20 protein-coding genes and 2 pseudogenes are annotated in these 21,077 nt (G+C 71.6%); 9 read left to right on the forward strand and 13 right to left on the reverse strand.

The genetic code is table 11. The annotated features are described in order from the left end of the window. Positions 1-136: 136 nt before the first annotated feature. Entirely contained in the window at positions 137-427 is a 291-nt protein-coding gene (locus tag ACIG87_RS07810; protein ID WP_396849169.1) for a GNAT family N-acetyltransferase, read from the reverse strand. A gap of 165 nt (positions 428-592) precedes the next feature. After that, positions 593-1,546, reverse strand: coding sequence for a helix-turn-helix transcriptional regulator (locus ACIG87_RS07815; RefSeq protein ID WP_396849171.1), 954 nt, complete (start codon positions 1,544-1,546; stop codon positions 593-595). Positions 1,547-1,883: 337 nt separating this feature from the next. On the opposite strand from ACIG87_RS07815, the gene ACIG87_RS07820 reads away from it, so the two are divergent. The 5 genes from ACIG87_RS07820 to ACIG87_RS07840 are packed head-to-tail and all read left to right on the forward strand — an operon-like array spanning position 1,884 to position 5,051. Next, the gene (locus ACIG87_RS07820; RefSeq protein ID WP_396849173.1) at positions 1,884-2,045 is read left to right on the forward strand and encodes a lasso RiPP family leader peptide-containing protein; all 162 of its coding nucleotides are present in this window, start codon (positions 1,884-1,886) and stop codon (positions 2,043-2,045) included. A gap of 19 nt (positions 2,046-2,064) precedes the next feature. Then, positions 2,065-2,685, forward strand: coding sequence for an ATP-binding cassette domain-containing protein (locus ACIG87_RS07825; protein WP_396849175.1), 621 nt, complete (start codon positions 2,065-2,067; stop codon positions 2,683-2,685). Beyond that, a complete protein-coding gene (locus ACIG87_RS07830) occupies positions 2,682-3,563 on the forward strand; it encodes an ABC transporter permease (protein WP_396849176.1) in 882 nt (293 codons plus the stop codon). The genes ACIG87_RS07825 and ACIG87_RS07830 overlap by 4 nt, the downstream gene beginning before the upstream one ends. 7 nt (positions 3,564-3,570) lie before the next feature. Continuing rightward, entirely contained in the window at positions 3,571-4,776 is a 1,206-nt protein-coding gene (locus ACIG87_RS07835; protein ID WP_396849178.1) for an asparagine synthase-related protein, read from the forward strand. After that, complete coding sequence (locus ACIG87_RS07840; RefSeq protein WP_396849179.1) at positions 4,773-5,051, forward strand: PqqD family protein; 279 nt, start codon at positions 4,773-4,775, stop codon at positions 5,049-5,051. The genes ACIG87_RS07835 and ACIG87_RS07840 overlap by 4 nt, the downstream gene beginning before the upstream one ends. 7 nt (positions 5,052-5,058) lie before the next feature. Here the strand turns inward: ACIG87_RS07840 and ACIG87_RS07845 are convergent, their stop codons facing one another. The 7 genes and pseudogenes from ACIG87_RS07845 to ACIG87_RS07875 form a co-directional block, all read right to left on the reverse strand. Then, positions 5,059-5,484 (reverse strand): lasso peptide biosynthesis B2 protein, encoded by a 426-nt coding sequence (locus ACIG87_RS07845; RefSeq protein ID WP_396849181.1) that lies wholly within the window; start codon positions 5,482-5,484, stop codon positions 5,059-5,061. Continuing rightward, on the reverse strand, positions 5,477-6,424 hold the full coding sequence (locus ACIG87_RS07850) for a nucleotidyltransferase family protein (protein WP_396849183.1): 948 nt from the start codon (positions 6,422-6,424) through the stop codon (positions 5,477-5,479). Before ACIG87_RS07850 ends, ACIG87_RS07845 begins: the two co-directional genes overlap by 8 nt. Next, on the reverse strand, positions 6,421-7,278 hold the full coding sequence (locus tag ACIG87_RS07855; RefSeq protein ID WP_396849185.1) for a hypothetical protein: 858 nt from the start codon (positions 7,276-7,278) through the stop codon (positions 6,421-6,423). Before ACIG87_RS07855 ends, ACIG87_RS07850 begins: the two co-directional genes overlap by 4 nt. 91 nt (positions 7,279-7,369) lie before the next feature. Continuing rightward, complete coding sequence (locus tag ACIG87_RS07860; protein ID WP_396849186.1) at positions 7,370-10,084, reverse strand: fibronectin type III domain-containing protein; 2,715 nt, start codon at positions 10,082-10,084, stop codon at positions 7,370-7,372. A gap of 542 nt (positions 10,085-10,626) precedes the next feature. Then, positions 10,627-10,815: pseudogene (locus tag ACIG87_RS07865) on the reverse strand (flavoprotein); the annotation flags it as partial. Beyond that, entirely contained in the window at positions 10,758-11,108 is a 351-nt protein-coding gene (locus ACIG87_RS07870) for an NAD(P)-binding protein (protein ID WP_396849187.1), read from the reverse strand. The gene ACIG87_RS07870 and the pseudogene ACIG87_RS07865, both read right to left, overlap by 58 nt. Positions 11,109-11,132: 24 nt before the next feature. Further along, entirely contained in the window at positions 11,133-11,630 is a 498-nt protein-coding gene (locus tag ACIG87_RS07875; RefSeq protein ID WP_396849188.1) for a GNAT family N-acetyltransferase, read from the reverse strand. 121 nt (positions 11,631-11,751) lie between these two features. On the opposite strand from ACIG87_RS07875, the gene ACIG87_RS07880 reads away from it, so the two are divergent. The 3 genes from ACIG87_RS07880 (at position 11,752) to ACIG87_RS07890 (ending at position 13,770) form a co-directional block, all read left to right on the forward strand. Continuing rightward, complete coding sequence (locus ACIG87_RS07880; protein ID WP_396849190.1) at positions 11,752-12,138, forward strand: ArsR/SmtB family transcription factor; 387 nt, start codon at positions 11,752-11,754, stop codon at positions 12,136-12,138. A gap of 97 nt (positions 12,139-12,235) precedes the next feature. Then, positions 12,236-13,324: an ACR3 family arsenite efflux transporter gene (gene arsB, locus ACIG87_RS07885; RefSeq protein ID WP_396849192.1), complete on the forward strand. Its 1,089-nt coding sequence runs from the start codon at positions 12,236-12,238 to the stop codon at positions 13,322-13,324. A gap of 38 nt (positions 13,325-13,362) precedes the next feature. Beyond that, positions 13,363-13,770, forward strand: a complete 408-nt coding sequence (locus ACIG87_RS07890) for an arsenate reductase ArsC (RefSeq protein WP_396849194.1) — start codon at positions 13,363-13,365, stop codon at positions 13,768-13,770. A 122-nt stretch (positions 13,771-13,892) separates the two neighbouring features. Here ACIG87_RS07890 and ACIG87_RS07895 read toward each other — a convergent pair whose 3' ends face one another. From ACIG87_RS07895 to ACIG87_RS07905, 3 genes and pseudogenes are all read right to left on the reverse strand, one after another. Continuing rightward, positions 13,893-14,498 (reverse strand): YdeI family protein, encoded by a 606-nt coding sequence (locus ACIG87_RS07895; protein ID WP_396849196.1) that lies wholly within the window; start codon positions 14,496-14,498, stop codon positions 13,893-13,895. A gap of 75 nt (positions 14,499-14,573) precedes the next feature. Continuing rightward, positions 14,574-15,415: pseudogene (locus ACIG87_RS07900) on the reverse strand (class I SAM-dependent methyltransferase); the annotation flags it as partial. Positions 15,416-15,527: 112 nt separating this feature from the next. Next, the gene (locus tag ACIG87_RS07905) at positions 15,528-17,240 is read right to left on the reverse strand and encodes a cellulose binding domain-containing protein (RefSeq protein ID WP_396849197.1); all 1,713 of its coding nucleotides are present in this window, start codon (positions 17,238-17,240) and stop codon (positions 15,528-15,530) included. A 530-nt stretch (positions 17,241-17,770) separates the two neighbouring features. Between ACIG87_RS07905 and ACIG87_RS07910 the strand changes: the two genes are divergently transcribed. After that, positions 17,771-18,496, forward strand: a complete 726-nt coding sequence (locus ACIG87_RS07910; protein WP_396849199.1) for an alpha/beta hydrolase family protein — start codon at positions 17,771-17,773, stop codon at positions 18,494-18,496. 494 nt (positions 18,497-18,990) lie between these two features. Here the strand turns inward: ACIG87_RS07910 and ACIG87_RS07915 are convergent, their stop codons facing one another. Then, positions 18,991-20,517 (reverse strand): non-reducing end alpha-L-arabinofuranosidase family hydrolase, encoded by a 1,527-nt coding sequence (locus ACIG87_RS07915; RefSeq protein ID WP_396849200.1) that lies wholly within the window; start codon positions 20,515-20,517, stop codon positions 18,991-18,993. Positions 20,518-21,077: the final 560 nt, after the last annotated feature.

Consider the following 21,077-nt stretch of genomic DNA (forward strand, 5'->3'; position numbering starts at 1 on the left):
AACGCAACAAACGGACGCCGTCAAGGATGCGCAGCCCACCGATGCGGAGCGCTCGGACGCGCTCACCCAGCGACGCCCGGCCGCCGGTGGCCGAGGTGACGCCTACCGAGCAGCGGCCAGATCACCCCCTGGCGACCTACTTGACCTTGCGAGTGGACCGGACCACGATGTCCGCGTACTCCGGGTGCCGACCCAGCCAGTCGCTGAGGAACGGGCAGATCGGCACCACCGTCCGCCTCCTGGCGCGGGCGTCGTCCATGACCGCGCGGGCCAGGGTCGACCCGACGCCCCGGCCCTCGAAGGCCGGATCGACCTCGGTGTGCGTGTAGGCGATGATGGTGCCGGTCAACTGGTAGGTGACCATCCCGGCCAGCGTTCCGGTCTCGTCGCGCGCCTCGAACCGCTCCCGGTCCGGCGCGTCTGTCACGGTGAACTCCACCGGACCATCCAAACACGCCCGTGCGGAACCGACCGCGAGAGCGCCGCGCCCGGCGTACGACGCCCGGGGTCGGGCCCGCAGTGTGTGGCGGGGGTCCAGGACCGCAGCGTGTGGCTCGACGGGGTCAGGACCGCAGTGTGTGGCTCGATGGGGTCAGGACCGCAGTGTGTGGCTCGGTGGCTGGCCGTAGGCGGCACGGTAGTCGGTGGCGAACCGCTTCGGGTCCATGAACCCCCACCGGGCGGCGATCGCCGTCACCGTGTCACCCGCCGCCGGGTCGCCGTTGCGCAGGTCCTGGTGGGCGCGGTCCAGCCGGACCCGCCGGGCGTACCGGGTCGGGGTGGTGTCCTGGTAGCGGCGGAACGCGTACTGCAACCCTCGGGCGGACACGCCGGCGGCCGCGGCCAACTCCGCCAGTGACACGTACCGGTCGCTGTGCGCCTCCACATGGTCCATCGCCCGGCGCACCACGGAGGGCGAGACCACACCCGGGCCGCGCGGCGCGGGAACGCTGACGGTGCTCGGGAAGACCGCCAGCGCCGCCGTCGCCAGCATGTGCCGGACCTGCCCTATGATCAGCGGGTTGGTGGCCAGCTCGACGTCGGCCAGCACCACCTGCCGGACGTACGCCAGCGTCCCCAGCCAGTGCCGCTCCAGTCCGGCCGAGGCCGGGCGGGTGCCCGCGAAGCGCACCCGTCCACAGTGGCCTCCGGGCCGGCTCCGGGCGACCTCGTCGACCAACGCCGTGGGCAGCCCGACCATGAACGACTCGACGGCTTCGCCCTCCAACTCCAGCATCTGCTCCGCCGGCAGGAGGGCCACATGGCCGGGTGCCACCCGGTGGACCTCACTGCGGTCGGCGACCGAGAACCATCCATCGCGCACATGGATGATGTTGACCAGTCCGTACGGAACGCCCTCCAACCGAATGCGCGCCGGGTACCGCAGGCCGTGCAGCGCGACGTCGCCGAGCATGGCGCCCATGCCCCGCAATTTCGCGCCCTCGGACCCGAGTTTGGACAACACGACGTTGACATCGGCGAAGGCGGTCCGGAGATACGCGTGCACCTCGTCGGCATCGGTCATGGCGTACCGCTGCCAGGGCAACGGCTGCACCCCGAACCCGGGATCGGCTTCCCCGGTTGGCCGCGCAGTCGGTCGCCGGGTAAGTGGCAGCCGGTAGCCCGCCATCCGGTGCCCTCCCGTGGCCACATCGCCCGGCTGCTCGCCGAGCGGGCGATATCCGGTGATGACCCACTATAGGTGACATCGCCCATGCCGGACGGCGTGACCAACGGGGTGTCGAAGCGTTAGTTCGGACGACAGCCACCTCCACCGCCCTCAGCAGTAGAACCACCCATAAAAGGTACTATCCACAGAAATAACCCAGTTGATCCCATGGCTGGGTCGTACTGGGCGGCCACCTATCGAGCAAGGAACTGACATGGATTCACTCCGCGACATCGACGGCACCCCGACCGCACCCGACGCCCCGGGCTACCAGCCCCCGACCGTCACCCGGCTGGGCACCCTCGCCGAACTCACCCGAGGCGGCACCGTCGGCCCTGACGACGGGCTGGGCGGCAACGGCGACGCCTCGCTCTAAGTTGGTGGTGGGAGCCCGGATGCCGATGCTGCGCCTCTTGCGGGCCACCCGACGGTTCGGTCGACGCGACGTCTTCACCGACCTCGACTTCGAGGTGGCGGTCGGCGAACGGGTACTCCTGGCGGGGCCCAACGGATCCGGTAAGACCACCTTGCTGCGGTGCCTGTCCGGCACGCTCGCCCTGAGCACCGGGCAGGCCACCGTAGCCGGCCATCCGGTCGGCTCACCGGACGCCAAGCGCGCGACCGGCGTGTGCCTGGCCCCGGAACAGGGCCTCTACGAGACACTCACGGCGCGCCAGAACATCGCGTTGGTCGCCCGGCTCCGGCTCCCCTGTCGGGCCGTCCGCGCCGCCGTCACCGGGATCGAGGAAGAGCTGGGAATCACCCGATACGCCAGCATGCCGGCCGCCCGCTGCTCGGCGGGCATGCGCGCCCGGATCAGCATCGCCCGGTCGCTCGTCGCCGACCCAGCGCTACTGCTCCTCGACGAGCCGGGGCGTTCCCTCGACGAGCAGGGCCGACGGCTGCTCTGGCAGGCCATCGAGCGGCGCACGGAGCTGACCTGCGTGATCGCTTCCCACCATGTCGACGACGGGAGCCGTTGCCAGCAGCGACTCACCCTGACGGCGGCCGGATGACCCCGCTGGCCAACCTGCGGGTCCGCCCCCGCCCGGCTGGCTCCCCCGCCGGCCGAGACCCGGTGGGCCGACTCCGGCCGGGTGTCGGCGGCCGAGCAGTGCTCGCGCTGCTGCGGCGGGACCTGGGCGAGGGACAGTTGCTCCGGCTGTCGCTACTGCTGGATCTGGTGTTCGGGGTGGTGAACCTGATGGTCTTCCTGTTCATCTCCCGGGTGTTGACGCCGCCGGGGGCGCACCACCCACTGGGCCCGACGAACTACTTCGACTTCGTCGCGGTCGGCATCACCTTCATGCTCGTCCTCCAGGCGGCGAGCACCCAGTTGACCTCCCGGGTGACCCGGGAGCAACGCGGCGGTACGCTGGAACTGCTGGCCGCCCAGCCGGTGCCGGCGTCCGCCCTCGCGGTAGGCACGGCCGCCTACCCGTTCCTGCTGGCCCTGCTACGCGCCGGGTTCTATCTGTTCCTCCTCCACACACTGTTCGGCCTGCACGCCGAGCGGGCCCAGTGGTGGGGAGTCGCCGCCGTCATGCTGACCGGCAGCGCGGCGATGATGGGGATCGGCATCGGGCTCACCGCGTTCGGCATCGCCGTCGGGCACGGCGAAGGTGCCGCCCGGGTGCTGGTCGTCGGGTTGTCCTTCCTGTCCGGAACGTACTTCCCGGTGACCGCGCTTCCCGGCGCCCTGCCCGCGCTGACCGCCGTGCTGCCCAGCCGGATTGCGCTGGACGGCCTGCGCGCCGCGTTGTCCGGCGATGCCTGGGCCACCTCCGCACTCACCCTGCTGGCCGCCACCGTGCTGCTACTCCCCCTGTCTGCCTGGTTCTTCGGGCGTGCGCTGCGGATCGCCGCCGCCCGGGGAACCCTGACCCGCGACTGAGGTGCCCATGCTCCGCCCGACCCCGTTCGACATCGCGTCCGGCACCATGCTGGGGGTGGACCCGCCCACACTGCGTGCCGTCCCCCCGGTCGTGCCGGATCCGCTCGCCGCGCTGGAACGAGCGGTGCTACCCGCGCTGCGCCGCCCGCCCTGCGTGGTGAGCTTCTCCGGTGGCCTGGACTCCTCGCTGGTCCTCGCGGTGGCCGTCCGGGTGGCCAGGCGGGAGGGGCTGCCCGCCCCCGTCCCGATCACCTGGCGGTTCACCGATGCGCCCCGGGCCGACGAGTCCGCCTGGCAGGACCGGGTGGTTACGGCGCTCGGCGTGGGCGAAACGTGGGAAATCCTCCGGGCCGGCGACGACCTGGACCTGGTCGGCCCGGTCGCCGGCCGTTTCCTGCACCGGTACGGGGTACGGCATCCGGTGAACCTGCACCTGCATCTGCCGGTGATGGAGCTGGCCGGCGGTGGCAGCCTGCTCACCGGTCTGGGCGGTGACCAGGTGCTGTCGGGTTGGCGTCGGCCACCGTCCCGATCGACCCGGGTCCGCCTGGCACGGGCCCGAGCCCTCGCCCGTGAGCTTCCACGACGACACCGACCGAGGCGGTTGTTCCCCTGGCTGCCGGCGGAGCTGGCCCGCCAGGTACGCCGGGCACTGCGGGCGGAGCAGCGGGCCGAACCGCGCCTGCTCGGCCCCCGCATCGCCTGGCATGTCCGCCGGCGGGATCTGGTGGTGACCCGGTCGGCCTTCACCGCCGTCGCCGAGGACCACGACGTCATCCCGGTCCACCCGCTGCTCGACCCCGCCTTCCTGGACGGGCTGACCGCGCTGGCCGGGCAGCGCCGTCGAACCTCCCGGGGCGGTCTGCTCGCCGAGATCGTCGGCGACGCCCTGCCGGCCGAGGTCACCGCCCCCCGGGGCAAGGCCCACTTCCGTGACGTCTTCCTGCGCACGCCGACCCGGGAGTTCGTCCGATCCTGGGACGGCACCGGCGCGGACCCGGATCTGGTCGACGTGGACGCACTCCGCGACACCTGGTCCCGCTGGCCGATCCCGAGCGGCACGGCGGCCCTGGTGCAGCAGCTCTGGCTGGCGACCGCGCCGTCACCACTGCGGTTCTCGTCGCAGCTCACGCCGACCCGGCCCGCACCGAGAGGACCCGCAGCCCACGACCGGGCACACCGATACGGATCTGACGCGGAGGCGATCTCGTGAAGGGGCAGCAGATGGTGCACCGGGTGGACCCGACCCGCGTGGCCTGGCGGCAGGCCGGCGACGAGGTGGTCGTGCTGGACACCGATCGGTCCGTCTACTTCGGACTGGACCGCGCCGGGACGTTGCTGTGGCACCGCCTGGTCGATGGCGCGACCCAGCACGACCTGGTAACGACGCTGGTCGACGACGCCACCGTCGATCGGGACCAGGCGACCGCCGACGTGACGGCCTTCCTCGACGATCTGCGCCGACACGGCCTGCTGCTGGGGTCCTGACCGGCCGTCAGTGCCCCTCGCCCAGCCAGGCCGGCGGGGCAGGTCGACGGAGGATCTCCACCATGGCCTCCCGCTCGGCGTTCGTGTCTCCGTCGAGCCAGGCGTGGGCGTGGAAGCCGACACTGGGAGCAGTCACCCCGATCACCACCGTCCGGGCGATCAACTGGCCGCCGTACCAGCGTTGCAACACCAGGGAGCGTTCCAGGCAGTTGGCCTCCGTGCGGCGCAGCACGCCGAGGATCACCGCCCGGTGCGCGGCGGCGTCGGGGGGCGGGGCCGGCAGCCGAAGGTCGACCATCCCGCGCCGGGCAAGCTGCCGGCGGACCTGGCGCACCGACCGGCCCGCCCAGAGGGCCGTCCGGACCGCCGGCAGCCCACCCCGGCGCAGCGTCCACGCCACGGCACTCGGGATCGACCGAGGCCGGTCAGCCACGGCCGGACCGCCGGACCAACCACGTCGCCGTCCGCAGTTCCCCCACTGCCCGGGGCAACGCGACGACGTGCCGGGCAAGACGCACCAGGTACGCGGCCAGCAGACCCACCGGACCGCGCCGGGCCAGCCGACTGTCGTGCCGCATCGCGGCGGGCGATGGAAGGAGGTACGGCAGCAACTGCCGCCACCGTTCCCGGCCGCTGGGCGACTCGGCAAGCCGGGCAAGCACGTACGCGGGTCCGGAGACCCGGCGCACGGCGATCCACTGCGTCCGGCTCGTCCGCCAGGGCAGGCCGAGGCGGTCGGCCAGTTCCGCACCGCCCGGTGCCAACCGCAGCCCGAAGCCGAACATCGGCACCGCTGCGGTCTGCTCGGCGAGCACCGTCGCAGCCTGCCACACCCCGACCGGGAAGACCTCCAGCGCGCGCAACAGGTCGGCATACGGCCGGTCGGAGCGGCCGGGCATCGCGGCGTGCAACGCGACCAGCAGGGCCGTCGCACCGGCAGCCGGGACGGCGACCGTGCCGCCCGCCAGCGACAGCCGCTCTGCCGACGCGGACAGCAGGGTCCAGAACGCCTGCGGGTCAGCCACTCCATGGAAGCCCCGGTGCAGGTCGACGACGAGCGGAAGCGGACCGGGCGCGTGCCAGGGGCGTTCGTACCAGAGCAGGCGGGGATCGGGGCAGCCCTGCGCCACCGCGCTGCGGAAGCCCGCTCCGGCGAGGATCTGCTCGGCGTGGTCGAAGGTGTCCGGGGCGACCAGCAGGTCGACGTCGGAGTAGACCCGGCAGCCCTCGGTGCCGAGTCGACGGGCCAGCCCGGCCCCCTTGAGCAGGACGGCTGGCACCCCCCGATCGGCCAGCCGGGCACAGGTCGCCACGGCGACCGCGTCGAGGGCAAGGTGCCGGACGGCCGCGCTGGTGGCCTGCGACGCGGTCACCGGGACGCCGCCACGGCCCGCGCGGCGGTGAGGGTCCGCTCGACCAGCACCAGGGTCGGCCCGAGTGCGGCCCAGTCGCGCGGCCGGGTGAGGTCCCACGCCGGCAGGGCGGCCATACCCAGCAGTACGGTCGGATCGGTGGGCAACCGGTGCCAGGACCGGCACCCGGCGAGCCGGGTCAGCAGCGTCGACGGGGGCACCGGGGTCATCGTCGGTGTCCGACCCCAGCCGAGGAAGAGCCAGCCGCCCAGCGGGGTCCGGTCGGCGATCGGGGGCAGGGCCACCCGCAGCCGGTCGCCGGCCCGGACCATCCGGGTGGACAGCACCGGCCCCGGCACGGGGTGCCGCAGGTCGATGCAGCGTGGGCCGGCGTAGACCTCGGTGTGGTCGACGACCAGGATGTCGTCGGCGAGCACCGGCACATCCCGGGCGGCCAGGGCGGCGAGCAGGCTGCTCTTGCCGGCGGTACGCGGGCCGACCACCGCCCAGGCCCGCCCGGCGTGGACGAACGCGCCACTGTGGAAGGTCTCCCGGCCGGCCCACCTGTTGAAGACGGTCGCCACCGGGGCGAGGTAGGGGTGGGCGAGCACGTCGGGGGCGAGCAACGGGCCGTGGAAGGTGGCGGTGCCCCGTCGCCGGTCCACGGCGAGGGTCCGCCCGTCGGCGAGCACCCGTACCCCGCCGTCGAGGTCGATCGGCACCGGCAGCGGCGGCGCGGCGGTGGTCTGCCGGACGCGTACCGCCGGACGATCCGGGTGGGCCTCGGACGGGGGAAGTTCCTCGACCTCGTCCAACCCGTGTACACACAGCCCGTAGACGGACCGCCCGGTCGCCCCCATCGCTCCCCCGTTCATGTCCTGGTCAACGACCGTCGTCGGCGCAGCGGTGGGGGGGGGGGGGGGGGGGGGGCCCCCCCCCCCCCCCCCCCCCCGATGCGACAGTGCCTCAGCGCACGGTGCCGGTGATCAGGCTCAACTTCCTGGACTCGGCCAACCGGCGGGCGTCGAGCGCCCGCTGCTTCGCCGAGGTGGCCGCCTTGGCCTTCTTGGCCGCCTTGCCGGTGCCCGCGATGGTCGGGGTGTCACCGGTGCCGAGCGCGTCGATGTCGTACGCGATCCAGAACGTGCCCGGCGTGTCGACGGCGAAGGTGAGGGCGATGTGCACCTGCCCACCCGGCCGCAGCCCGCCCAGGTCGAACGGGATGGTCAGGGTGGTGGCCAGCCCGCCGCCGGGCGGGTTGGTGGCCGGCGCGTCCATCGACAGGTTCCGCACCAGCAGCGTCTGACCGGTGCTGATGGTGATCGAGCTGGTCGGGTTGACCGGGTTGACCAGCCGCATGTGGGAGTGGATGGCCGGGGACGACCCGCCGGGCAGCGGTGCCCCGTTCTCCTGACTGAGGCTGGTGATCCGGACCCGGGCCTGGGTGATCGGCGTGCTGGACCGGTTGGTGATGGTGCGCCGGATGATCAACGTTCCCGGGCTGCCCTCGACCCGGACCCGGTTGGGCGCGACGCCCTGGGCGACGCCCGGGTCGAGCAGTGTCGACTGCATGGCGGTGTTCTGCTGGTAGGTGCCCAGGCTGTTCTGTGGCGATGGGGTGCCCAATGCCGACGGCACCCCGTTGAGCGGGCCGAGCACGGTCGCCACCAGCCGGAAGTCCGTCGCGTTGTCGTTGGTGTCCTGTGGTTTCCCGCCGACGAGCAGCCGCACCCACGCGTTGGGCACGAACGGTGGGCTGCCGAAGGCCGGCAGCGGGGTGCCCTCGGAGAAGCCCGGCGTGGAGCCGGCCGCGTCGGTGACGGTGTGTGCGGTGTCCGGCGCGACCAGCCGCAGGCCGCCCTGGCCGAGGCCCGACACGACCAGATCGGGCTGGATGTTGGGCAACGAGTAGGTGGGGCCGACCACCAGGAATCCGCGGCGCGGTGGAAGTAGCCGCGCGCTGCCCGGGATGACCACGACCACCCCGCCGGGGGCCTCGATCCGGAACCCTGCGATCGGCAGGTTGAGCTGGGTGGTGTTGGTGACCGTGACGTACTGGTCGCTGAGACCGGTGAGACCGGACTGGGCGAACTGGCTGATCTCCAGTTGCCCCGACGCGGCGGAGACCTCGATCGCGACCTTGTTCGACACCGCCTCGGCGTTGGGATTGACCCCGTCGTACTGCACCCGGAACTGGTTGAAACCGAAGGCCGGCAACTGCAGGTCGAAGGAGGACCGGTTCAGCGCCACCGGGAACGTCCCGAGCCGGGCCTCCACCCCGTTGGGCTCCTCGTCGATCAACGTCACGGTCCCGTCGGCTTGGCCCGGCCCGATGACCACCTCGAAGTGCACCGGGGTGCCGAAGGTGGTGGCGTTGGTGGAGGCGGTCAGGGTGACCACGCTCTTGGGCTGCACCACCAGGCGGATCGCCTTGGTGGCGATGAAGCCGTTGGCGTCGGTGACCCGGATGGTGGACGGGTAGGCCCCGACGACGGTCGGCCGGCCGGAGATCAGGCCGGTGGCCGGGTCGAGGGTCAGCCCCGGTGGCATCGCGCCGTCGGCAAGCCCCCAGACGAACGGCGCGGTGCCGCCGACGACGGTGAGCAGGTCGGCGTAGATCGCGTCGATCTCGGCCAGCGGCGGCGCCGGGAAGTTCAGGACGGGCGCCTGGTTGACGGTCAACACGATCAGCCGGGTGCCGGACCTGGCAGACGCGTCGACCACCCGGATCACCACCGGGTACTGGCCCGCGGTGGTAGGCACCCCGGAGATGCCGTTGCTGGTGGGGTTGAGGATCAGCCCCGGTGGCAGCGCGCCGGAGGCCACCGACCAGGTGAACGGCGGCACGCCGTGGGTGACGTTCAGGGTCGCGGTGTAGGCGATCCCGACGGTGGCCGCGGTCGGCGCGTCGAACAACAGCGTCGGCGACACGTTCGCGGTCACCGCCGCCGACGGCGCGGACTGCGGGCCTGTCCCGACGGCGGTACGGGCCGCCACGGTGAAGGTGTACGTGGTGGTCGGGATCAGGCCGGTCACCGTGTTGGTGGTGGCCGGGCCGAACGTCTGGGTGGCCTGCGGCACCCCGGCCACGTACGGGGTGACCTGGTAGCCGGTGATCGGCGAGCCGCCGTCCGGGCCGGGGGTCCAGCTCAGCACGGCCGAGGCGGTGTCCGCGGTGACCGCGATGATGGTCGGGGCCCCCGGCAGGGCGAGCAGCTTCGCCGCCTTCGAGCGTGGGCTGGCCGGGCTGCTCCCGGCGGCGTTCTTCGCCGCCACGGTGAAGGTGTAGCTGCCCTTCGTCGTCAGGCCGGAGACCTTCCGGCTGGTCTTCGCGCCGTCGAAGGAGACCGACCGGGTCTTCGTCCCGTCGCGGTAGGCGGTCACCACGTACCCGGTGATGGCGGTGTCCGGCGAGGCCGGTGCCTTCCAGATGACCGTGGCCGTGGTACCGAAGCGGGTGGCGGTGGGGGCGGCCGGGGCCGCCGGGGGCTTCGGCCGGGTCGCCACGGTGGCGGCCGGCGTGGCCGGCAGCGGGCGGTGGAGTGTGGACGCCGAGGCCCGTGGGGCGGACCGGCCGGGGTCACGCGCCGAGGCGGAGGTGGGGGCGACGAGCAGGCTGACGAGCAGCAGCAGTGCGGCGACGAAGGCCGCCCGTGGGTGGAGACGGTGCGCCAGGGACATGAAGTGTTCTCCCTCATCGGGGGCGGTGGGTCACCCACGGAGAGAGGGACGAGGCAGCCGTTCGGCTCTGGACCGCGTGCCTGATGCCCCCGTACCGCAAAGGTGACCGGCGGATATCGACCCGCTCCCCGCCGTCGGTAGGAAGTCGAGTCTCGACCCGTTCCTACCAGTTCTCCCAGCTCAGAGTGCATCTGAAAGAGCGCCGATCCGGCCGTTCCGGGGGGCCACGCGGACAGCGTCGCCTACCTGACACTTTGCCGCTGCGCGTACCGGAACCGCTGTTTCGCCTCCGGAACCGGTGCCTGCCGCGACCGTCGACCACCACGGACGGTGCCCGCCGACCGGGAGTCGGCGGGCACTGGGCCGGTGACGCGGTCAGCCGGAGCAGCAGCCCTCGGTGGGCGCGGCGTCGACGGGAACCAGGCTCAACGGGGCCAGCAGCCCACCGGCGAGGCCGGTGGCGAGCCCTCGCCGGCCGGCTCGACGGCCGGGACGCCGCACCAGTCGTCACCGTCGACCGAGACGTCGGGGTTGCTGTTGCACACCCCTGTCTCGGGCAGGTCGAGTTGCGCGTCGCGGGCGGCGGCCCAGTCCCCGGCGAGGGCGGCGACGACCGAGCGGACCTGCTCGTAGCCAGTGGCCGTCAGGAACGTCGGCGCCCGGCCGTAGCTCTTCATCCCGACGGCGTAGTAGCCGGCCTCCGGGTGGGCGAGTTCGTCCACGCCGTGCGGGGCACGAGCGGCTGGAGATAGTCGACGGCGAACTCCGCCCCGGTGGGCAGCCTTTCAAGGTCCGGGGCGACCCAACCGGCGTCGTCGAGCAACCGGCGGGCGGAGAGGGTCGATGTCGTACCGCCACGGGAGAAGAGCCTTACGTGTCCCCGCTGTCGGACCGCCGCGCCCGCGCTGTCGCCGGCCTCGAGGACGGTGAAGGGCAGGCCGCGTTCGGCCAGGTGCGCGGCGGCGGCGAGGCCGACCGGGTCGGCGCCGGTCACCACGACCGGCAGGTTGTCCAGGGCATTCATCAGGTAGTTCCTCGGTGTGGTGGGTCAGTCGACGGTGGGGCTGCGGCGTTCGAGCAGGACGACGTCGCGCCACTGCCCGTGGTGCCGGCCCACCCGTTCGCGGACGCCGATCACCCGGAACCCGGCCCGCTGGTGCAGGGCGAGGCTGGCGGCGTTCTCCGGGAACACACCGGACTGGATGGTCCAGACGCCAGCCGCCTCGGTCGAGGCGATCAGCGTGTCGAGCAGCAGCCGGGCCACTCCGCGCCGCCGGGCGGCCGGGTCGACGTAGACGGAGTGCTCCACCACCCCGGCGTAGACCGCGCGGGCCGAGGTCGGCACGACCGCGATCCAGCCGATCGCGGCGTCGTCGCCGTCGACCGCGACGAAGCGGTGCTCGGGCAGCCGGGCGGCGTCGAAGGCCGCCCAGTCGGGAGCGGTGGTCTCGAAGCTGGCGTCGCCGGCGTCGAGGCCGGCCTGGTAGATGGCCAGCACCCGGTCGGCGTCAACGGCGCGCAGGGCGCGGACGGTGATGTCTGCCATCAGTGGGCTCCGTTCGTGGGCGGGACGGTCCGGGACGGCGCGGCGGGGCCGGGTGGGCCCGTCTCGACATCCGTCGAATCAGACGGTTGCACGCTGATTAGATAGATGTCAACCTAGAGGCATGTCTAAACAAGCGGGGCCCCTCCCCGCCACGCTGACCGCCGACCCGCCGTGCTGCCCGCCCCTGGCCGAGCGGCGGGTGCCGGCCGAGACCGCAGCGGTGCTCGCCCCGGCTTTCAAGGCCCTCGGCGATCCGGTGCGCCTGCAGCTGATGTCGATGATCGCCTCGGCCGAGGGCGGTGAGATCTGCGTCTGCGATCTGACCCCGGCCTTCGACCTGACCGGGCCGACGATCTCGCACCACCTCCGGACGCTGCGCCAGGCGGGGCTGGTCGACGCCGAACGGCGCGGCACCTGGGTCTACTACCGGGCCCGGCCGGCCATCCTGCGCCAGCTCGCCGCCCTGCTCGCCGTCGCGCCGGCCGCCCCGCCACGGGAATGCCCGTGAGCGCCGGCCCCCGCCTACACCGTCGCCGCGCCGTCGCGTCCGCCTGCCTACGCCTTCGCCGCGTCGTCGCGTCCGCCGTTGCCCGGCGGGAGGACCGATGAGCGCTCTCCTCCCCCACCGACGGACCGCCCCCGCCGTGGTCGGACGGCTGTCCCGCCTCGACCGGTTCCTGCCGCTCTGGATCGGCCTGGCGATGGTCGCCGGGCTGCTGCTGGGCCGTCTGATCCCCGGGCTGAACAGCGCGCTCGACGCGGTGACGATCGGCGGCATCTCGCTGCCCATCGCCCTCGGCCTGCTGATCATGATGTATCCGGTGCTGGCCAAGGTCCGCTACGACCGGCTCGACACGGTCACCGGCGACCGACGGCTGCTGGTCTCCTCGCTGGCCCTCAACTGGCTCGTCGGCCCGGCGGTGATGTTCGCCCTCGCCTGGGTCTTCCTGGCCGACCAGCCCGCGTACCGCACCGGTCTGATCATCGTCGGCCTGGCCCGGTGCATCGCCATGGTGATCATCTGGAACGACCTCGCCTGCGGTGACCGGGAGGCCGCCGCCGTACTGGTCGCCCTCAACTCCGTCTTCCAGGTCCTCGCCTTCGGCCTGCTCGGCTGGTTCTACCTGGCCGTGCTCCCCGGCTGGCTGGGCCTTCCCGGCACCGAACTGGCCGTCTCCGGCTGGGACATCGCCCGCAACGTGCTGATCTTCCTGGGCGTCCCGCTGCTCGCCGGCTACCTCACCCGCCGCCTCGGCGAACGCGCCCGGGGCCGCGACTGGTACGAGTCCCGACTGCTGCCCAGGATCGGCCCCGCCGCCCTCTACGGCCTGCTGTTCACCATCGTGATCCTGTTCGCCCTCCAGGGTGACGCCATCACCGGCCGGCCCCTGGACGTGGTCCGGATCGCCCTGCCGCTGCTGGTCTACTTCGCCCTGATGTGGGCCGGGTCCTACCTGCTCGGCTGGGCCATCGGCCTCGGCTACGAGCGCACCACCACGCTGGCCTTCACCGCCGCGGGCAACAACTTCGAACTGGCCATCGCCGTCGCGATCGGCACCTTCGGCGTCGCCTCCGGCCAGGCCCTCGCCGGAGTCGTCGGCCCGCTCATCGAGGTGCCCGTCCTGGTCGGGTTGGTCTACGTCTCCCTCTGGGCCCGCCGCCGCCTCTTCCCCGCCACCGCGCCCCGCTCCTGATCCGCCCGGCCCGCCTCGCCGCCCTGAAAGGAACCACCATGACCACGAAACCCAGCGTCCTGTTCGTCTGCGTGCACAACGCCGGCCGCTCCCAGATGGCCGCCGGCTGGCTGCGCCACCTCGCCGGTGACACCGTCGAGGTCCGCTCCGCCGGCTCCGCGCCCGTCGACACCGTCAACCCCGCCGCCGTGCAGGCCATGCGCGAGGTCGGCATCGACCTCACCAACCAGACCCCCACCCTGCTGGAGTACGCCACAGCGCAGTCCTCCGACGTCATCGTCACCATGGGCTGCGGGGACGCCTGCCCGGTCTTCCCCGGCAAACGCTACGAGGACTGGAAGCTCGACGACCCGGCCGGCCAGGGTATCGAGGCGGTCCGCCCGATCCGCGACGAGATCCGGGCCAGGGTGGAGAGGCTCCTCGCCGACCTGCGACCCGCCACCTGAGCCACCGGGCCGTGACCCCTTGCCGGCCTGGTGAGCGGCACGGTCTCGGTGACCTCGCCTCGGTACGGCTCCTCGAGGGGTCAGGAAGCGTCGTGGCGGCGACCATGGCCCGGGGAGGCGGGTCACGGCGAGTGCGGAGGCTTCGCCTTCTGCGGGTGGATCGTCTCGTGGCGGGCCAGCATGGCGACGAACTCGCCGATCCTCCGCTCCCGGGTCTGCGCCCGCTTGACGGCGTTGAGGCGGTGGATGAGCGCGAACCGGTTGGTCTTGGTGAGCACGTCGAACATGGCCTGGGCAGCGGGGTCGGCGGCGACGGCAGCGAGGAGGTCGGCCGGCGCCTCGACTTCCGACGCCGGGGCGTAGGCGGCCGTCCACCGCCCGTCCGCCTTCGCTGCTTCCACGGCGGCGCGGCCCGCCGGCTGCATCCGCCCCTGCTCCTCCAACCGGGCCACGTGGGCGACGTTGCGTTGCGACCAGGAACTGCGCGGCCGGCGCGGGGTGAACCTGACCCAGGAGGTCTCCTGATCCCGCTTCCGGGCCTGCCCGTCGATCCAGCCGAAGCACAGGCCCTCGTCGACCGCCTGCTGCCAGGTCAGCGTCGTGACGGTGCCGCCCTTCCTGGTCAGGGCGAGCCAGACACCGGGCGAGGTGGCGTGGTGGGCCGACAGCCACCCGCGCAGCGCGTCCGCGTCCGCGACGATCAACTCATCCAGTTCGGCGCTCACCATGCCGGCAGGTTAGCCGCTGGCCGGTGATCGGACGGGCGGGGTGCGGGCAGACCGCGCGGCCTACGACCCGCTGCCTCAGGCCACGAGCAGGCGGAGGCCAGCTCCGCGGCGTCGAGGGCGACGAGGCCGCGGTTACGCTCGGCCCACCGGCCCGAGGCGAGGTCCGCGCGGAGCATGCTGACCGCCCGCTGCTCGGCCTGCGGCCCGACTCTGGTCCACACCGACACCGCTCGGCGTACGCGTTCGTCCAGGTATGCCTCGGGCCGACGCCAGTACGCCTCGAAGAAGCCGTCAGCGCAGTCCCACGGGACATCCACCGGCTCGGCGCGTCCCCCGATCGCGCGGGTCAGGTCGGCCAGGGACGGCCAGCCGACCAGAAGATCCGCGAACTCGGGCAGGTAGTCGCGGGTGAGTTAGAACCGCTCCCGCCAGCCGGTGCCGTCGGCGTCGTAGGTGAACACCACCACGCGACGGGCCACCCGCCGCATCTCCCGCAGCCCGGCGACCGGGTCCGGCCAGTGATGGACGGTGCTCACCGCCATCGCGGCGTCGAAGGACCCGTCCTCGAACGGCAGACGCTCCGCAGCGGCGGCCACGCACGGCGGCGCGCCCACCGGACGCTGCGCCCGCATGACCGCCGACGGCTCCACCGCCGTGACCTCGCGGTCGGGCGGCTCGTAGGAACCGGTGCCGGCCCCCACGCTCAGCACGGTCCGGGCATCCCCCAGTGCAGCCCAGATGCGCGTGGCGATCCGCGGCTCGGTGCGCCGCGTCGCCGGGTAGGCGGACCCGATGGCGTCGTACAACTGCGCGCCGAACACCTTCAGCTGCTCCTCCGGCGTCGTCGGAATCCCCATCGCCCGCGCCTCCAACTCCCGGTCGATGGCCGTCACCATGGCGGCAGCACGGTCGCGCCGGCCTGGTCGGGCTTCCGCCCGGCGGAGACGAGTGCGGCCCCTCCGTCGCCGGAGGGGCCATACCCGTTCGTGCACCGCTCGTCGGGCCTGCGGTCGTTGTTTCGTCGGCCGGTCAGGCCACGGTGCAGGGGATGCCGTTGAGGGTGAAGGCGGTCGGTTTGGCGGTGTTACCGGTGTGGGTGGCCTGGAAGCCGATGTCGACGGTGGACCCGGGGGCGATCGTGCCGTTGTAGCTGACGTTGCGGGCGCTCACCTGGCCGCTGGAGGGCGAGTAGGTGGCGTTCCAGCCCGAGGTGATGGTCTGGCCCGACGGCAGGGTGAAGGCCAGAGTCCAGCCGTCGATCGTCGAGGTGCCGGTGTTGGTGATGCTGATGCTTGCCGTGAAGCCGGCATCCCAACTGCTCACCGTGTAGGCGACCCGGGGGCCCGTGCCACCGCCGGGCGTGGAGGTGGGCGTGGGAGTAGGAGTGGGCGTGGGGGTGACCGTCGGGCTGGGCGTCGGGCTGGGCGTCGAGGTGCCGCTCACACTGGTCACGAAGGTCATCACGCTGCGCGCGGGAAGGTTGACGGTGAGGGAACCGTTCGCCATGGTGAGCGCGCCCTGGGGCGCGACGGTCCGGCTCCCGTCGGTCAGCCAGTTCGAGACGCTGCTGGACCCGGTGGAGCCCGACAGGGTGAACTGCTGGCTCACCGACGAGGTGTTCTTGTTGACAGCGACGATGACCACGGTGTTGCCGCCCCGGTACGCCGAGACGTAGACGTTCGACGCCGGGTTCGCCGTCGCGTCGATCCGCACGTATCCCGGACGGACGAACCTGGCGAAGTGCGCCATCATGGCGCCGCGCTTGCTGATCTGGCCGTCCTCCCGCATCGGGCCGTAGCTGCGCCGCAGGTACCACCAGACGTACGCCTGGAACTCGGCGTCCACCATGGCGCGGTGGATGTGCTCCCCCACGTCGAGCGCCTCGGGCCAGGCATCCCCCGAGTTCGTGTTGCTGTTGGGGTAGTAGACCTCGGTCATCCAGAGTTCCTTGCCCGCACCCTTCTGCTTGAACAGGGGGTAGGGGAAGTTCGAGTACGACGTGCCGTAGAGGTGCGCCCCGATGATGTCCACATTGGCGAGCGCCGCGGCGTCGTTGAGGATCGGGTCCGACATGGACTTCACGTACTGGAAGGACTCGGGTGCCATCACCCGGGTGCTGATCGAGCCGGCGTTCTCCTTCAGGAACCGGACCATCTCGGTGGAGGTCCACCAGGTCCACTCCGACGCGTAGTCGGGCTCGTTCTGCACCGAGATGCTGTACAGGTTCACCCCGTTGTTGCGCATGTACGCGGTGAAGTCGTTCAGGTGCTGGGCGTATGCGGCGTACGAGCTGTACCGGAGCCGCTTCGCGTTGGTCTGGCTGCCGCGGGTGAAGGTCTCGATCATGCTGGCCGGGGGGTTCCACGGTGACGCGAAGACGGTCGCCCCGAGTTCGACCGCGCGCTTCGCCGTCGCCAGATCCCGGCTCCAGTCCGACTGGTTCTCGTTGACGGGGATTCTCAGCAGGGAGAACCCCAGCCGACCCTCACCGGTGCCGAACGCCGTGTCCCGCTGGGCAGCCGTCAGGTCGCCGATCCAGGCCGCGTGGGCCATCGCGCCGAAGCCCTTGATCGTCTGCCGCGATGCCGACGGATTGATGCTCGCCGGCGCAGCCGAGGCTTCGGTGGCCCCCATGACCGCCGCGACCGCCGCGACCGGCACGGCCCCCATCGTCGTCAGGACGGTTCTCCGGCTCAGCAGTTTCCGCTCGCCGCCCACCGGTCCATTCTGATCCTGCGTCATGCTTCGTCCTCCAGGCTGTTGGTGGTGATACACGCCTTCTCGGTGCCGTCGGCCCGGTCGCACCGGTCTGCTACGTCGCCACGGGGATTGCCCAAGCCCCCGTCGTCAACGAGTCTGATCGACCACTATCTCTGTTAACGTTAACGGACCCGGAGTGTAGTTTCCGCCCTCGGCAGGGGTCAAGCATCGACCGGCCGGTGAGCAGGCGAACCGCGTCACCGATGCCGCCGCGGCATCCGGCTGCACCGCGGAGAGGTACGCCTGAACTGGCGCTGACGCCGGACGGAAGCAAGGCGGTGTCGCCTCCCGCCCAGCAGGACCGTCGCACCTCCGGTCCGGCGAGTACGGAGCCTGCGCGGAAACACGCTTGGCGGATCACGGCGACCGCTGCTAGCTTGCCGGTGGCCGTGCGAGAGACCGAGGAGGTGGTACCCGTGAACGTGTCGACATGGGTGCTCCCTGCCGGGGTCATGGTCGGGCGATAGGTCGTCCGGGAGCGCCGTTCGAAAGCACTCCCGAAGGGCACGACCATGCAGTTCACCACTGAGAAGCACCTCGACGACAGCGTCCTCGAACGCGAGTTCTCTCTCGGCGAGATCCCCGGCATCCTGTGGACGCCCGGATCCGCACCGGCACCGCTGATCCTGCTCGGCCACCCCGGCAGCCTGCACCAGATGTACCCCCGACTGGTGGAACGGGCCCGGCAGGCCGTGGCGGAGGGCTTCGCCGCGGCCACCATCGAACTACCCGGGAGCGGCGTCCGGCCCCGTTCCGCCGCCGCCGAGGAGGCCCGCGCCGACCTGCGCCGGGCGCTGGCAGCCGGCGGGCCGGTCGAGGACGGGATCGTCGACCGGCTCGTCCTCCCACTGGTCGAGAAGGCTGTCCCGGAATGGCGGGCCGCCCTGGACGCCCTCCTCTCGCTGCCCGAGATCGGCGGCCCGGTCGGGTTCTCGGGAGGGGTGATCGCCATCGGCGTACGGCTGGCGGTGGTCGAGCCGCGTATCTCGGCCGCCCTGCTGTTCGCCGGGAGCTTCGTACCCCGCACCATGTTCGAGGAGGCCCGGCAGGTCACCATTCCGCTGCACGTCCTGCTCCAGTGGGACGACGAGGGAAACGACCGGCAGTTGGCCCTGGACCTGTTCGATGCCTTCGGCTCCACGGAGAAGACGCTGCACGCCAACATGGGCGGGCACACCGGCGTCCCCCGGTTCGAGGGGGACGCCGCGAACCGGTTCTTCGCCCGGCACCTGAAGTGAGGCCGGGCGGCCGGGCCGCCGGCAGACGATAGGAGCTGTCGGCCGGGTGCCGCTCATCGGGCAGCGGGCCGGCCCTCCCGGACGGCTACCGCCGGCAACTGCACAGCGCCCCGACCGGCCGGTACCGCCGGTGGTCGACAACCGGCCGGTCGGGGCCGAGTTCTGCCGCTGGTGGCCGGCGGGAACGCTGCACGACCAGCTGAATCGACGTCTGCTGTCTCGCCCGGCCACCCGCTGGGCAGCTTGTCGGCAACCTCGGCGCAGTCTCCCGGTTGCCGCTCGGCATGTCCGCCGTCGAGTAGACCCACCAGGTGTGGGACGGTCATCTCACGGCTCCCCTGGGGTGGTGGGGGTCGGCAGGGGCCCACGAAGCGGGCCCCTGCCGACAGGTGGCTCGGGAGATGCGGGACCGGTCGGTGCACGACCCGGGCCGGCCTCGGGTCATGCCGTCCCGCGAGGGTCAGCAACATCCCGGGCCGGCCCGGATCACGCCGTCAGCGTTGCCGGGTCAGCAGGCCGGGTCGGTAGGGCAGGAGGCCGTAGTCGACGCCGTCGGAGCTGGGCGAGCGGCCCTGGTAGAGCAGTTGCAGGTTGCACGGGTCGATGGTCATGGTCTGGTCGGCGCTGGTGCGCAGCAGTTCGCCGTGGCTGATGTCGTTGGTCCAGGTGGCGCCGCTGTTGGCCTTGCCGGCGAAGGGGTTGCTCTCGGTGGCGGCCTGCGGGGTCCAGGAGCCGCCCAGGCTGGTGGCGGTGAACGACCGGAAGTAGCGGCCGTTCGCGCCGATCGCCTCGACGATCATGAGGTACTGGTTCTGGCCCTGGACCTTGTAGACCTGCGGCGCCTCGAACAGGTTGTTCGTGGTGTCGCTCATGATGGTCGTGTAGCTCGACCCGAAGTTGCCCGGGAAGTTCCCGATCGGCATGCTGGCCCGGTAGATCTTGCCGTTGTCACCGGCGAAGAACAGGTACATGTTCGTGCCGTCACCGATCACCGTCTGGTCGATCGGACCGGTGTTGGAACCGGTGATGCTCCCCGAGAACAGCGGCTGCGCCGCGGACCAGCCGTTCGGGTTGGTCGGGTCGGACGACGTGCGGTAGGAGAACGCGGTCGCGCCCCACTGGTAGGTGAGCACCCAGATGTTCTTCGGCGCGAAGTAGAACAGCGACGGCGCCACCGTGCCGGAGGACATCCCGTTCTGGCTCGCCGACGCCATCTCCGACCAGTTCGTGAACAGCCCGAAGTTCATCGACCCCCACGACGACCCGAAGTCGTGCGTGGTGGCGTACACGAGCTGCTTGCCGTTGTACGGCGCGACGGTGAAGTCCTTCAGCGACACCCAACCCGACTTCGGGGTGGCCAGCGAACCCGTCGACGACCACCGGTACGACGACGGCAGGGTGCAACTGCCGTTCGGCGGCGTGGTGGTCGGGGTCGGGGTGGTGCCACCGACCCGGACCAACTGCCACTGCTGGTTCGTCCCGTTCCAGTCGGCGTACTGCACGACGTTGCCGCCGTCGGCGGTGGACGCGCCCTGCACCTCGACGGCCTTGCCGCTGTTGCGGTTGATCAGCTGAATATAGCCGTCGATGTCCTGGATGCTGAACTGCTGGTTGGTGCCGTTGTTGTCGGTCCACTGCACGATCGGCCCGCCGTCGGCGGTCGACTTGCCAGAGACGTCGAGGACCTTGCCGGACAGCCTCGACTTCAGCCGGTAGTAGCCGCCGCCGGAGTCGACGAACTGCCACTGCTGCTGGCTGCCGTCGTTACGGGTCCACTGGGTGATCCGGGCACCATCGGTGGTGGCCAGGTTGTACACGTCCAGCGCCTTGCCGCTGTTCCGATTGACCAGCACATACGAGGCGTTGGTATCGATCGTGGCCGCAGCCGCCTCCGTCGTGGTGGCCGCGACGACGATGCCACCGCCCAGGGCGGTGAGGACCGCGAGGGCCGCTGGTAACCATCGCCGCCGGCGGGCAGGGCGGCGGGTAGCCGGGGCAGGGCTGTCACCCGGGACATTCATGGGGTACTCCTTCAGGACGGACGGTGGGGGTGTGAACGTTAACATCGACAGGTGCGCGGGGGGTGCATCTCTCTACGGACAAGGGGATCGAAGGAGGAAGAAACAACTCCATTCAGGATCGGCAATATTACCAGATGATTTCGGACGATTCAAGTGGCAACCGCCATCGCCGCCGACAATGCGTTTCCGCCCACCCCCGACACGGATACCCGAACAATCCGCAGAGCGAGCCCGACACCACCATTCACCTCGATGGGCACGTCACACAGCCGCCCATCCGAACCCTTTCCCCAGGTCCTCCGAAGAATCGATCGAAGCGCAATCCGCCAACGTCAACGGGTCGTTCCAAGACCGCGATGCGCCGCCGATGAAATTCGCCCAAGCCGGCAATTCGTCGTGGGCCACGCGTCGCTGCCACTCATCCCTCATCCAAGGTGGAGGAGATCCTCAAGCGGATACGTGGGTGATGCCTGGGATGGGCACCGCAGGGTTAGGGCATTGTCAAGGGCGCCGATGCATGGTGACCAACCGGCCGGCAGCCAGACAACGGAAGGCCGCGA

The sequence above is a fragment of the Micromonospora sp. NPDC051925 genome, assembly GCF_044548625.1.
Lineage (GTDB): Bacteria > Actinomycetota > Actinomycetes > Mycobacteriales > Micromonosporaceae > Micromonospora.